Genomic DNA, 14,692 nt, shown 5'->3' on the forward strand with positions numbered 1-14,692 from the left:
TCTTTTACTTAACTAGTCTATAAATCCTCGACTGCATCTTTAATTGATTTATTTCCAGTTACTATCTGAAATCCTTTTCGAATTGTTTTTTCATTTTGTAATGCTTCCAAAATAACTTCCGCAACGTCTTCTCTCGGAATCTCACCGCGTTCTACTTTTTCTCCTAATTCTACCTTACCTAACCCCTTGTCATTGGTTAACCGACCAGGGTGGATAATGGTATATGCAAGATCTGTTCGCTTCAACCATTCATCCGCGTAATGCTTCGCAACAACATACGGAGAAAAAGAAGGTGGGGATGATTGAATTGCTTCGCGTGTTGTATCAAATGAACTTACCATCACAAATCGGTTTACACCGGCACGTTTTGTCGCTTCTATCGTTTTCACGGCACCATCCAAATCGATCAAAATTGTTTTATCCTTACCTGTATTCGGTCCGGATCCCGCAGTAAATACGACTGCATCAACATCTTTTGCAGCTTCTTCAATTTTTTCGATACCATCTTCTAAGTCAACAAGCACTGACTCAGCTCCTAGCTCTTTAAAATAACTCGCTTGCTCCTGTTTACGAATCATTGCTTTTGCTTGCAAGCCATCCGTATCTTGTATTTTTGCAACGAGATGTTTCCCTATTTGTCCATTAGCTCCCACAACTAAAATTTTCATTCTATTCATCCTTTCTTTATTCTAATCATCTAATAATATTACAAAATTTCAAATGACGCTTACTCTATCGTATACCTCATATGATTCTAAATAAAACATATGAAAAGACTAACATAAATTATTTAAGTAAGCGTATTCTTTATTGTAAAGCCTTATTTTCTTGGATTAATAGATTAATTAGAAACATGCTCAATTATTCGCAAGCATATTACTTTAACAATAACTGAATAGAGGTTACACTGTATTTGATTGATTGACTAATTAATCAATAACTAATTTTAGACTATTGGGGGTATTCACATGGCAAGGTTAGATAACAAAGTAGTCATTATCACTGGAGGGGCTGGCGGTATTGGCAGTGGTATGGCTAAAGCTATGGTAAAAGAAGGCGCAGTCGTTACAATTGTAGATGTAAACGAAGAGACAGGTAAGGCAATGGAAAAAGAGTTACAAGTTCATTCTCCTAAATCTATGTTTCTACAAGCTGATTTAATGGATCGAGATAACTTAAAAAATATTATTACTACAGTAGTAGATAAATTTGGAAAGCTAGATGTGCTTGTTAATAATGCACACGCTTCCAAACAAGCAAATTTTGAGGACACAACACAAGATGAATTGGATTTATCTTTTAATACTGGATTCTATCCAACTTTCTACTTAATGCAAGCAGCTTTTCCATACTTAAAGGAATCTAAAGGTAACGTGATTAACTTTGCATCTGGTGCAGGATTAGCAGGTCATGCTACACAGGCTTCTTATGCCGCTGCAAAAGAAGCGATTCGCGGTATTTCACGTGTAGCTGCTAACGAATGGGGCAAATTTGGCATAAACGTAAACATGATTAGTCCTATCGCTTATTCACCTGGGGTTGAAGCTTGGTCTAAGGCGCAACCAGAATACTATGAAAAGGTGAAAAACCAAATTCCATTAGGTCGTTTTGGTGATGTTGAAAAAGATATTGGTAGCGTAGCCGTATTCCTTGCATCTGAAGACTCTCAATATATGACTGGTCAAACGCTAATGAGTGATGGCGGATCAATTATGCTTCGATAGGTTTTACGTATTCTAATTGTGGTAATGTCATGTATAGTACATGAATTTTATAAATAATGGAGGGGTTTATTATGGGAAGACTAACAAACAAAGTTGCAATTATTACTGGTGCTGCACGCGGAATGGGAGCTTCACACGCACAATTATTTGTAGAAGAAGGTGCAAAAGTTGTGATTGCTGACATCCTTGAAAAAGAAGGAGAGCAATTAGCAAATGAACTTGGAGATAATGCGGCATTTGTTAAACTTGATGTCACAAACAAAGAGAACTGGGAAGAAGCTGTTGCTTTTGCTGAAAAAACTTTTGGTCCAGTAAATGTATTAGTAAATAACGCAGGTATCACAATGACTAAGTCCATCGAAGACATCACTGAACAAGAGTATAGAAAAATCGTGGACATTAACCAAGTTTCCGTGTTATTAGGCATGAAGGCTGCTCTTCCATCTATGAAAAAAGCAGAAGGTGGCTCTATTGTTAACATTTCATCTATTAACGGACTTGTTGGTGGTGCAGTAGGATATACTGATACAAAATTTGCTGTAAGAGGAATGTCAAAAGCGGCTGCATTAAGTTTGGCTCAATACAATATTCGAGTAAACTCTGTGCACCCAGGTGTAATTGAAACACCAATGATTGTTCAAGAAGATGCAAAGGATGCTGTAGAGGAATTTGCTAAGTACATTCCAAATAAACGTGTAGCTAAGCCAAAAGAAGTTTCTAACCTTGTTCTTTACTTAGCTTCTGATGATTCTAGCTATAGCACTGGAGCAGAATTTGTTGTTGATGGCGGACTTACAGCTCAATAAGGTGAATTAAAAAAACGGCTGTTACATTCCTTTTTGGTTGTACAATATATGACGTTGGTGAGTAAAAAAAACTCACGAACGTCATTTTTAAATTCATGTTTTAAGAGATGATGTGATTATCATTTGAACATTTATAAAAGAAGGGGAATAATGCTCGTTCCGCTGCGGAAATAGGCTTGGTTTCCGCGGGCACGGCCTCAGCTAACTTGGTAAAGAAGATCACTTTACCAAGTGGATCTTCAGCTCGCGCTGTTCCCGCAGGAGTCGCGCCTATTTCCTACGCTCTGCGCCTCTCAATCCTAGATGTTTGCTATGAGAATGCCGTTATCGCATAAATGTCTTTTAAAAATAGAAAACAAGTGAGTTTCCCTGTAGAATAAAAGTCGACGAAAACCAATCCTAGGAGGGAACTCACTTGTCTATTACAAACTTTACAAGAAAACTGTTAGATATTCAAGATAAAAATATTCATATCGACAGTGAAGGCATCACGATTGAGGAATATAAAGGTCGTACCTATAAGTTTATTCATGCTACATTAACATATGAAGCGACACATTGTCCGCATTGTCATATAAAAAAAGAAGGTACTTCTATCTATAAAAACGGTACCCAAACATCACGAATTACCATACCTACAATCGGTGTTCACCCGGTTTACTTACTATTGAAAAAACAACGATTCATGTGTAAGCCTTGTGCTCGTAGCTTTACAGCGAAAACATCAATTGTAAAACGGCATTGTTTCATTTCATCAAACACAAAAGCACAGATTTTAGTTAAAACAGCAGAAGCACAATCAATTAAAAGTATCTCTAGGGACTGTGGTGTATCTGATGCTACGGTGCAACGTATCTTGAATGATGGAGCGAAAGCTTTTAAGCCGTATCACAAAACCTTACCAAGTCATCTTTCGTTTGATGAATTTAAATATGCCAAAAGCCAGATGGCTTTTGAATATATTAACGCTGAAACGGGTGCTATCTTAGATATTCTAGATAGACGTGATAGCCGAACCATAAAAAATCATTTTATCACCCACTATAGTTTAAAGAATAGAAAACAGGTTAAAACCATTACGATTGATATGAACGCTGGCTACGTCACTGTCATCAAAGAGCTATTTCCTCATGCGGAAATTATCATTGATCGATTCCATCTCGTTCAACTTATTTCTAGATCAATGAATAAAACACGTGTGACTATGATGAATCGGTTTAAAACGTCTAATGGAGAAGATCTGAAAAAATATCGGCGATTGAAAGCCTATTGGAAACTGTTACTTAAAAAAGAAAATGAACTATCTTATACGAGTTATAAGTATTATCGTTTGTTTGGCCAACGTATAGAAGCATCTATTGTACAAGAGATATTAGCTTACGATTCCCGTCTACGACGGAATTACCAGCTTTATCAAAGCTTATTACGTGCCATGAACCAGAAAAATTATGTTGCATTAGAGAATATTTTGAGCCAACCCTGTCACCAAGACATTTCCACGTATCTCAGAACAAGTATTCAAACGCTCAGAAAACATTTGCCTTATATGAAAAACAGTTTTTACTATACCTATAACAACGGTCGTATGGAAGGAATAAACAATAAAATCAAAGTATTAAACCGTGTGGCATATGGGTATCGTAATTTCACAAATTACAAAAACCGAATACTGGTACACTTTCAATTAAAACCAGTAGAACGAACAACGAATAAACGAATGAAAAATAAAACACGTCCTAAAGCAGCTTAACTGCTTCAGGACGTGAACGAATAACAATTCAGTTGACTAATCAAACTTACCAACGTTATTTGACGTAGAACCTCCTTTTTTACTGAATGTAGCAACCGTTTTTCTTTTATTAAATTGACTTGATAACAATTTGATTCATGATTGTCTCAATATTATCAGGATTAATCGAACCAGTTTGTTCTTCCATTGCATTCAATATACCCATCGTAAGACCAAACTGCATCCGTTCTTCTGTTGCCAAATTACGTCGCGTACCAGCCGCAAATCCGGCAACTACTGAATCTCCAGAGCCAACTGGGTTCACTGCATCAATCGTTGGAATGGTTGCAGAGTATAGATCTTCATCCTTTTTGATAACCGCACCTTCTGCTCCAAGTGTTGTAACAACCCAAGGTATAGCTTTAAATAGATCCGAACGAAGCAGATCAATGATTTGTTGTCGATTCACTACCTCTTCATTTGCTATTTCTGCTAATTCCTCTTGATTTGGTTTGATCAAATAAGGTTTCGCTCCATCAGCCAATAATTGTTGGAGTAGCTTACCGTTTGTATCTAATATTACTGGTGTATCATATTTTTCTGCTTTTTTAAGCAGTTCTAAGTAAAAATCATAGCTAAGCCCTTTTGGTAAGCTACCAGAAATAGTAACAACATCCGCTTGTTGAACATATTCATCAAATACGGAAAGAAACTTGCTTGCTTCTCCCTTTTGAATCGCAGGTCCTTTTTCAAGAATTTCTGTCTGTTTTCCATCATGCAAAATCGCGATACAGTTTCGTGTTTCTTGATCGATCGTAATGAATTTATCCTGAATTTCAATGTTGGTTATCTCTTTTCTAATAAAATCACCTAATGCGCCACCTAGAAATCCTGTTGCCATTACTTGTTCATCAAGCTGACGTAGTACTCTGCTCACATTAAGACCCTTACCACCAGCTGTTTTTGTAACTTGTTCCACTCGATTTACTGTATCTAAATGTAATTCAGCTAAAGGATAACTAATATCTACAGATGGATTTAATGTAATCGTTAGAATCATGTTGGTTACCTCCCTTAAATTTTGCGTCTTACTCAAAAAAACACAAGTGGAGTGGGTGCTGTCCCACTCCACTAATACTATTTATTATGCTTTCCCATCACTTTTACAAATCAATATTTTTTCAATAACTGCTTTTTTCATGTAATCTTTCGCTAATTGCATATATTTTCTTGGATCGGTTTCATTTGGGTTATTTTCTAAGAATTCTCGCAACCCATCAGAGAAAGGAATTTTTAGTTCAGTAGAAATATTTACTTTTGCACATCCTAGTTCAATTGACTTTTGCACGTCTTTTTTAGAAATACCTGATGCACCGTGTAATACAATTGGAACTTCTGTTAAACTGCTGATTTTTTCTAATCGTTCGAAGTCTAAGTTTGGCTCTGTTTCATACAAACCATGACCTGTTCCAATAGCTACCGCTAGAGAATCAACACCTGTTTTTTCAACAAACTCTACTACTGTATCTGGGTCTGTATAAGCTGCGTCCTCTGCTTCCACAATCAAATCATCTTCTTGTCCAACAAGTTTACCCAATTCTCCTTCAACCGTTGCACCATGCTTGTGTGCCTCATCAACCACTTGCTTCGTTATTTCAATATTTTTTTCAAAAGAGTGATGTGAGCCATCAATCATAACAGATTTTGTACCTAGTTTAAGTGATTCTTCAATGGAGTCAAATGTTTCATGATGGTCTAAATGTAACGCTATTGGTACATCATTTTCTTTTGCAGCAACCTCCACAATTGCTTGAATGTATGCTCTACCAGAATAGTTCATAGTACCAGGAGTAGCAGCTAAAATTACCGGAGAACGCATTTCAACAGCAGCTTCTACAACTGTTTTAATTGTTTCTAGGTTGTGAATATTAAACGCAGGTACCGCATATCCTTCTTTTCTAGCTTTAATTAACATTTCTTTTGTGTTTTGTACGTATCCCACCTGATTACCTCCTAATAATAGCCATTATTAGTGACATATTATTTTTTATTGAATTTTATTTTTCCCTCGACTGCTGTTGCTTGTATTGCAGTTGAATCATCTAACACAACAAAATCTGCAAGCTTTCCTTTTGAAATACTACCTAATTTATCACCTAAACCTTGACTACAAGCTGGTGACAATGATGCTTTATGCCAAATCTCATACAATGGCTTATTACTCCATTGTTGAAGATTCTTTACACCATTTATTAATTGCAATGTGCTGCCAGCTAAGGAACCGAATTCAGTTTTCGCTATGCCATCTTGCATAAACACTTTGAATTCTCCTAGTTGGTATTCACCGTCTGGCATTAAACCGGCACGCATACAATCAGTAATTAACATTAATTTATCTTTTTTTATTTCACTAGCTAATGTAGCTATTTGTGGATGCACATGATGCCCATCACAAATCAATTCAGCAAATACAGTTGGATCTGTAAGTGCAGCTCCAACAACTCCTGGTTCACGATGGTGCAATCCAGACATACCATTAAATAAATGAACATAGTTATTTGCTCCATTAGATACAGCTTCTTTACAACAATCATAGCTTGCATCTGTATGCGCAATACTTACTCGTACTCCACTATCTGTCACTTGTTTAATAAATGGCATTGTATTTTCTCGCTCTGGAGCAAGGGCAATTTTAGCAATCGAACCATTTGCTAACTTTTGCCACGCTTGAAACTGCTCCAGATTAGGGTCATTAAAGTGAACTGGGTTTTGAGCACCTTTATGCTTTTCTGTAAAATAAGGTCCCTCTAGGAATATACCTTCTGACTGCGCTCCTGGTAAGCCTTGTTCAACTGCAGCTGTAATTGCTGTAATTGCTTGTTCAATAGCTGCTGCAGAAGAAGTTAACGTTGTTGGTAAGAAGCGGGTCACACCTTGCTCTAATATCGATTCAGATATCGCTTGAACCGCTTCAACTGTTCCGTCCATAATATCGTAGCTATTTACCCCATGGATATGTGTGTCGAACAAGCCTGGAGCGATCGTATAGCCGCTCCAATCTTGCACATCACTACCATTAGGAATAGCTTCAACAAAATCTCCAAATTTACCGTTTTCGACTTTTAAGTAGCCTCCAACCTTTTCGCCATCTTCTAATAAAAATCGGTCCGCTATAATATAATAATTCATTTTACACTCATCCTAGTTATTGAATTTTAAAACGAATGTTGCATTATTTTTCCAACGGGTGGATCGTCACACCTTGTACGACGCGGTTTACTTTACCATCTGGACTTGGGTTATCTGGCGTAATACCTAAATCAATTGATTTTTTCAATGCAAATGCTTGAGCAAAGATTACATAAAGTAATGATAAATAGAAATCACTTGGTTGATCGTCATTGGCAACAACGTTAACTGTCCATGCTGCAAGCTCTTCTACTTCTTTATCATTGCTTGTCGTTAATGCAACTACTTTTACTCCATCTGCGTGTAGTTCTCTCAAAATATCTACATCATATTTTCTAGTGTAAGGATCTTGAGAAATAAATAGCATCACAATTGATTTTTCATTCAAGATCGACTTTGGACCATGTCTAAATCCTAGTGAAGATTCATGGATTGCTGCTACTTTTCCAGCAGAAAGCTCTAATAATTTAAGTGCTGCTTCATGTGCAAGCTGACCTAGTAAGCCAGAGCCTAAGAAAACAATTCTTTCGAAATCTACTTCTAAAATTTGATCAATTGTCGTAGCACAAGTATCCAAGCAATGTTTTGCATTGGTTGTTAGTGAATCCATTTCTTTTTTACTGATCCCTTGATTAGAGAATAAGTAATAAGCTGTTAATAACATACTGGAGAAACTACTTGTCATTGCAAAGCCTTTATCATGTGCCTTAGCTGGTGTGAGTAGTACAAGACTGTTTTCATCTGTTTTTGCATTTTTCGCTAATTTACCTTCATTATTACAAGTAATAATAACTTGGTAGAAATCTTTAATAATTTGCTCACCTAAGCTAACAGCCGCAACACTTTCAGGGCTATTACCTGATCTAGCAAACGACACAAGAATCGTTGGTTTGTTTTCGGAAAAATAATTTGTAGGATTAGAAACAATATCTGTTGTTGGAATAGAATCAAATTGTACATTTGATTTATTTTGCTTACGTAATTCAGGAGTAAGCGTATCACCTACAAATGCAGATGTTCCTGCACCAGTGAAAATCACCTGTACATGTTCATGCTTTGCGTAAATCTTTTCGATAAACGACTTATACGCTTCTTTATTTTCTGTAAATTTATCAAACATTTCTTGCCACACTTCTGGTTGATGATGAATTTCTGCTGCCGTGTGCGTTGCTTTCATTTGTTCGATTGTTTCTTCTGTAAGATTAAACATGAATAATCCTCCTTTTTAGATTGGATACAATTATCTATAGATCTTTTTATGAATCAAGCTGATTAACCTTGTGAATAAAAGTCTTAAATGAATCATGGTTCTTAAATACACCGATATCCTCTAAGATTCTAGCAAATTTCACACCTAGCTCCTGCTCGATCACAGCTTTTACTTCTGCCTCTTCTACTAAATGGTTATATTTTTCTTTTAGTTGGTCTGCCCATACTTGATGTTCTGTATTAACTGAATCTACTTGCCCAATAATATAATCTTTGACCTGATCTAGCTCCTCAACTAATCTTGGCGGTAAAACGGCAAGACCCATTACTTCAATAAGACCAATATTCTCTTTCTTTATATGATGCACATCTTCATGCGGATGAAAAATACCAAAAGGATATTCGTTCGTTGTTCGATTGTTTCTTAAAACTAAATCTAATTCGAAGTGATCTCCTTTGTTTCTAGCAATTGGTGTGATCGTGTTGTGAGGCTCTTCTCCACTATGTGACACGATATTTTGTGATTCATCAGAATAATTCACCCATGTTTTACGGATATGTTCAGCAGCTTCCACCAATTGATTAATTGTCTGTCCATGTAATCTAATGACAGAGGCCGGCCATTTCAAAACGGCGGCTTGAACTTCCGGGAAATGATTCAATTCAAATGTAAAGGCATTATCTGCTACCATCATCGGAAATTCGTAATTACCACCTTGGTAATGATCATGACTTAAGATCGATCCACCAACGATAGGTAAATCAGCATTAGAACCAACAAAATAATGTGGAAACTTCTTTGTAAACGTCAAGATTCTTTCAAAAACGTCTTGATTTATTTTCATCGGACGATGTTGATCAGATAAGATAATACAATGCTCGTTGTAGTAAACGTATGGGGAGTATTGTAAACTCCAATCTTCACCAAGCATATCAATCTTTATTAATCTGTGATTCGATCGAGCTGGATAAGCTGTTCTTCCTACATATCCTTCATTCTCTTTGCAAAGCACACATTTCGGATAACTTGGCGCATCATTTTTCATCAATCGTTCTCTTTTAATTTGCTCCGGATCCTTTTCTGGCTTTGATAAGTTAATTGTTATTTCTAACTCACCATAATCAGAGTCAGCTTTAAAAGAGATATTTTTCTTAATTCGCTCGGTTTGAATATAATTACTATTCTTGCTTAGTTGATAGAAATAGTCTGTTGCTTTTTCCGGTGATTCTTTATATTTTTGATAAAATGTTTGATTCACAACGGATGGTCTCGGTATGAAACTATCCATTATTTGAGCAGCTAACATTTCTTTCTCATCTAAATTATTTCCGATCACTTGATGTTCTACCGCAAAATCAATAATTTCAGCTAGAATACCGGGGATATTGTCGGTCGAAACTGTACTATCTTCTTCCACACTTTCTATCCCTAATAAGCTATTAATTTTATTTCTAACATAATTGACATCCGTTTTTTCTATTAACGATGCGTCTAAGCCTTTATTTATTAAGCTTGTGATAAGACCGTGAATCATTGTTTTATCCCTTCTTTACCATAACCATCTGGATGAGTTGAATGCCATCTCCAAGCATCCTCAAAAATTTTCTTTGCATTTGTTTTTGTAGGGTTCCAGCCTAGCACTTGTTTTGCTTTATCAGAGCTTGCAATAAGTGTACTCGGGTCACCCGCTCTACGCTCACCGTTTTGAGCAATAATTTCTTTACCAGTAACCTCGCGAGCTGTATCGATCATTTCTTTCACAGAAAAACCTTGGCTACTACCAATATTGAATACATTGCTTTCACCTTTATTTCTTAAATACCGTAAAGCTAAGCGATGTGCTGCAATTAGATCCTCCACATGCACATAATCTCTAATACATGTTCCGTCTGGCGTATTATAATCATCACCATAAATCGTTACGTGTGGACGTGTATTTAAAGCAGCTTCAAGAATAATTGGAATAAGATGTGTTTCTGGACGATGATCTTCACCAATTTCAGCAGTCTCTCTAGCACCAGCGACATTAAAATAACGCAACGAAACATAATTGATGCCGTGTGCTTGGCTTGCCCAGTGACACATTTTCTCCATTGTTAACTTTGTTTCTCCATATGGATTTAATGGCTTTGTTCTTTCGGTTTCTAGTATTGGAACATTTTCTGGTTCTCCATACACTGCAGCAGTGGAAGAGAATACAATTTTCTTCACATTTTCCTCTGCCATCACTTGCAATAACACTTGCGTTCCATAAACATTATTATCAAAATATTTAAGCGGATTTTGGACAGACTCACCTACAAGTGAATTGGCTGCAAAGTGAATAACAGCTTCTATTGATTCCTTTTTAAAAACCGTTCTTAGAAAATCAATTTCTCTTATATCCCCTTGATAAAATGCAGCCTTAGGATGTAACGCTTCTTTGTGGCCAGTTTCTAAATTGTCTACAATTACAACCGATTCTCCTGCATCAATTAATTGGTGCACAGCATGTGAGCCAATATAACCAGCACCACCTAAAACTAAGATACTCATTTTTAGCACCACCTTTACAAAACTGTCTTGCCTTTTATTTGATCAAGCTGTTATCCTAGGTTATCCCCTTTACTCAATTGGAAAGGTCTTAACCCTGCGCCTATCATACCTTGATCACTACCAAGATGGCTAATGTATATTTCGTTCAATATGTGCTTTTGTTCCTCAATAAGATGGTTTTCTAACTTCTGTTTGATGATGCTTAGTAACACTGGATTCTTTGTAGCAATACTTCCACCTAAAACTATTTTGTGTGGGTCCAATAAACTGTTAATCATATAAATGCCATGTGCGAATGAGGTAACCATATCATCGATCAAATCTCTTGCTGTAGCATTTCCATCTTCATATTTGGCAAAAATATCTTTTGGCAAAATAGATTCATCTTGAAATGCTTTTCTAGCTTTTGTTTGCAACGCTGGTCCCGCGGCAAATTTCTCTAATCGTTCAATTGGTTGATCATGACCAGGAGCGTGAGTTGGAATTAAACCCAACTCACCAGCAAATCCTGCTCCTCTAATGAATTTTCCTCCTTTGATAAAAGAAGAAGAAATCCCTGTACTTATCGTAATATAAGCAAACAATTCATCATCTTTCACTTTTGCTTCTGCCCACTCTGCATAAGCAGCCATGTAGACATCATTGTCTATTACAATATTATCAATCCCTAAAGCTTCTCTCAATCGTTCTACTAACGGAAAGTTCGTCCAAGGGAGATTGTTCTGAAATACTGCAATGCCATTTTCAATATCTACTTTCCCTGGAACACCAACGCCTATTCCGTATATTTCTTGCTTTGGAATGCTACAATGATTCAATAATTGATGAACACAGTTGATCACCTGTTCAAACATTTTCTCTCTGTCAGAAGGGTTACTTTCAACCATTTCACTCTGAATTAAATCACCTTTTTCATTCACGATTCCAGCTGCAATCTTCGTTCCACCAATATCAATTCCAATCGCATACTTCAATGAACAACCCTCGCCTTCCCTTAATACATAACTTTTATTTTTAAATGCACTTAACGTTTATTAAACAAATTTTCTGTTGTAATTCCAAAGTAAGAATAACAAACCGGATAAGCCAGCTAGCTGCAAGAACAATTCAAATTTACCAACTGTTTTTTGTCCATAAATAACTAAGAACAGACAAAAGATAAAGAAGATAACTTTTACAATCGCCATTATTTTATCCTTCATTTGTGTATTCCTCCCAAATAATTTGACTAGGCTTTAATGTTAATTCGTGCTGCTTGCCTGTGCCGTCATAAATAGTTGTTGTTTGCTCTTCCATCGAGTTATTAATTACAGCGTACTTCTTAATTTCAGGATAAGCATGAACTTCACAATGTACATTCGTTGCAAACCATTTATTTAATTGATCCTCTTTGTTAGCCGCATAATACATTGCACGCATTAACAAGCGTGTATTTTCATGACTGTAAGGAAGTCCTGCAATATATACCCCTCTACCTTCACCAAATGAAGAAGCTGAAAGATGTATTTCTCCACCTGTGTAATCAATAATTTCTGTATCACCAGATAAAGCATAAACGTTTTTCATGTCTTCACCATAGTCGAACGTTTTAACATCTTCTGTAATAAAGTGTGAATCAACAGCTTCAGTGAAATACTTATTAGTAGATAAACTAAATCCTAACTCTTTATCTACACCTAGTACGTTTGCAAGTTGGAAGAAACGTCCTTGGTGATGGTGTGCAGTAGGCTCACCAATTCCAATAAATCCTCCGCCTGCGCTTACCCATGCTCTAATCGTTGCAGTTAGTTTTTCTTCTTTCCAGCGCTCGCCACCAGAGAATGATGTGCCAGCATCACCTGCGTTAATGATCACATCAACATCATCAGCAATACCATGCTCAATGACGTCATCAAAGCTAATGAATGATACATCAACTGCTGAACCACTTAATGATTCTAGGATTCCTTGATACGTGTAAGCTTGCTTATACCACTTACCATGAGCTACCATGTGTGTTTGCCATGTTCTTAACTTACCCCATGAGTTCAAGATCGCTACTTTTAAGCCTGAGTATGGAGTTACGCCTTTAATGTTATCGTATATTTCACGGAATTCGTCTGTTAAGTCTTTTACATAATCAACGAACTCAGGGAATTTATATGCTAGGCTTAAATATCCACCATAACCAATACGGTCTAATGGTTTACGCATAAGTGCTCTTCTTGCAGTTAACCAATTTTCGTTTGCTTCTATTACAGGATTGTTTCCTTCATAGAAAGTATCTGGGAAGAAGTATGGTAGAAATCTTCCTTCTGTATATTTCACGCCTTCGATATCTGAAATAAGTCGTAATGTTGTACCATCACCGACACTACCTACAACAGCATCCATTCCAGTGTCTTTAAAATACTTGCCATAAGGTTCTGTACCAATCCAGTTATCACCTAGGAACATCATTGCTTCTTTACCACTATCGTGTGTTAATTGAACAAGTTCTTTTACTTCTCTCGCTACAAATGCTTGAATGAAGTCAATGTAATCTAAATATGCTTGTGTTGGCACTCTGAATGTGGAATTATAGTAACCTTGATCAATGATATCTTCTGGTCTTAGAGCATATCCTTTTTCTTGTTCAAACGCTTCAAGTGCTGCAACAGAAACACTTGCGCCATATCCGAACCAATCAACAAACTTCTCTTCTGCTAAGTTATTGAACACTAATGTAAAGTGATAGAAGAATGTAGTAAAACGAACGATATCTGTATCTGGATTCTCTTTTAACCAAGTTTTTAAATATTCTTTAACAAATTGATTTGAATTTGGTTGTCTTACATCAAACGGAATTTCATGAGGTTTATCGCCCCAGTCATTTGTAATATGGTTATACATTTGTGTAGGATCCCAAATCATATACGCTAAGAATGAAACTGTGTATTCATGCCAAGGCGCAATATTTTTAATAACAACTGTGTTCGTTTCTTTATTTACTTCCCAATTTACAGGATCAACAACTTCACCAGTAGTACGATCAATGACTTCCCACCATTTTTTCATATCGTGATAGTAATCTGGCTCTACTTGATCTTTAAAATAACCATCTAAAAATGAAATTTCTAGCTCTGAGCTTGTTGCAGTATTATATTGTGACATCAAATATAACTGTTGCACTTCTTCTTTATGTTTTTCAGCGAATTCATTGTGACTTCTCGCAACAAAATAAGTTGTATAGATTTTCGCATCTAACTGTTTAATTTCGTCATCTAGTTTCGTTCCGTCACTATCTCTTAGGGCATCTGCTCCCCATAATTCTATTAATTCTTTCGTCTCTTCTAAAAAGTTCTGTTGACTTGGTAACGTCACTCTTCCTTTTTGTTTTGCCATTATCAAACACCTATCCTTTCAGACCTCCGACAGTCATTCCTTGAGTTAATCGTTTTTGTACCATGATATATAAAATAATAGTTGGTAACATCGCAATTACCATTCCGGCATACATCGGGCCATAGTTTACTGCCGC

The 14,692-nt window shown here is 36.4% G+C and carries 13 protein-coding genes; 3 read left to right on the top strand and 10 right to left on the bottom strand.

Annotated elements, in window-relative coordinates:
• Positions 1–17: 17 nt before the first annotated feature.
• A complete protein-coding gene (locus tag HP569_RS09495) occupies positions 18–668 on the bottom strand; it encodes an SDR family oxidoreductase (protein ID WP_182200934.1) in 651 nt (216 codons plus the stop codon).
• A gap of 300 nt (positions 669–968) precedes the next feature.
• Between HP569_RS09495 and HP569_RS09500 the strand changes: the two genes are divergently transcribed.
• From HP569_RS09500 to HP569_RS09510, 3 genes are all read left to right on the top strand, one after another.
• Complete coding sequence (locus HP569_RS09500) at positions 969–1,724, top strand: SDR family NAD(P)-dependent oxidoreductase (protein ID WP_182200935.1); 756 nt, start codon at positions 969–971, stop codon at positions 1,722–1,724.
• A 71-nt stretch (positions 1,725–1,795) separates the two neighbouring features.
• Positions 1,796–2,530, top strand: a complete 735-nt coding sequence (locus HP569_RS09505) for a glucose 1-dehydrogenase (RefSeq protein ID WP_182200936.1) — start codon at positions 1,796–1,798, stop codon at positions 2,528–2,530.
• Between the two features lie 415 nt (positions 2,531–2,945).
• On the top strand, positions 2,946–4,280 hold the full coding sequence (locus HP569_RS09510; protein WP_182200937.1) for an ISL3 family transposase: 1,335 nt from the start codon (positions 2,946–2,948) through the stop codon (positions 4,278–4,280).
• A 109-nt stretch (positions 4,281–4,389) separates the two neighbouring features.
• On the opposite strand, the gene HP569_RS09515 is transcribed toward HP569_RS09510, so the two are convergent.
• The 9 genes from HP569_RS09515 to gnpA all read right to left on the bottom strand — a co-directional run bounded on the left by HP569_RS09515 (position 4,390) and on the right by gnpA (position 14,556).
• Positions 4,390–5,319, bottom strand: a complete 930-nt coding sequence (locus tag HP569_RS09515) for a hexose kinase (RefSeq protein WP_182200938.1) — start codon at positions 5,317–5,319, stop codon at positions 4,390–4,392.
• 84 nt (positions 5,320–5,403) lie between these two features.
• Complete coding sequence (gatY, locus tag HP569_RS09520) at positions 5,404–6,261, bottom strand: tagatose-bisphosphate aldolase subunit GatY (protein WP_182200939.1); 858 nt, start codon at positions 6,259–6,261, stop codon at positions 5,404–5,406.
• Positions 6,262–6,299: 38 nt separating this feature from the next.
• A complete protein-coding gene (gene nagA / locus HP569_RS09525) occupies positions 6,300–7,448 on the bottom strand; it encodes an N-acetylglucosamine-6-phosphate deacetylase (protein ID WP_182200940.1) in 1,149 nt (382 codons plus the stop codon).
• A 43-nt stretch (positions 7,449–7,491) separates the two neighbouring features.
• Entirely contained in the window at positions 7,492–8,658 is a 1,167-nt protein-coding gene (locus HP569_RS09530) for an SIS domain-containing protein (protein WP_182200941.1), read from the bottom strand.
• A 46-nt stretch (positions 8,659–8,704) separates the two neighbouring features.
• Positions 8,705–10,192, bottom strand: coding sequence for a UDP-glucose--hexose-1-phosphate uridylyltransferase (gene galT, locus HP569_RS09535; protein WP_182200942.1), 1,488 nt, complete (start codon positions 10,190–10,192; stop codon positions 8,705–8,707).
• Positions 10,189–11,193, bottom strand: coding sequence for a UDP-glucose 4-epimerase GalE (gene galE / locus HP569_RS09540; RefSeq protein WP_182200943.1), 1,005 nt, complete (start codon positions 11,191–11,193; stop codon positions 10,189–10,191). The genes galT and galE overlap by 4 nt, the downstream gene beginning before the upstream one ends.
• A 50-nt stretch (positions 11,194–11,243) precedes the next feature.
• Positions 11,244–12,167, bottom strand: coding sequence for an ROK family protein (locus HP569_RS09545; RefSeq protein WP_182200944.1), 924 nt, complete (start codon positions 12,165–12,167; stop codon positions 11,244–11,246).
• A gap of 60 nt (positions 12,168–12,227) precedes the next feature.
• On the bottom strand, positions 12,228–12,395 hold the full coding sequence (locus HP569_RS09550; protein WP_182200945.1) for a DUF6903 family protein: 168 nt from the start codon (positions 12,393–12,395) through the stop codon (positions 12,228–12,230).
• Positions 12,385–14,556, bottom strand: coding sequence for a 1,3-beta-galactosyl-N-acetylhexosamine phosphorylase (gnpA, locus tag HP569_RS09555; protein WP_182200946.1), 2,172 nt, complete (start codon positions 14,554–14,556; stop codon positions 12,385–12,387). Before gnpA ends, HP569_RS09550 begins: the two co-directional genes overlap by 11 nt.
• Positions 14,557–14,692: the final 136 nt, after the last annotated feature.

The organism is Paraliobacillus salinarum, from assembly GCF_014083865.1.
GTDB lineage: Bacteria > Bacillota > Bacilli > Bacillales > Amphibacillaceae > Paraliobacillus > Paraliobacillus salinarum.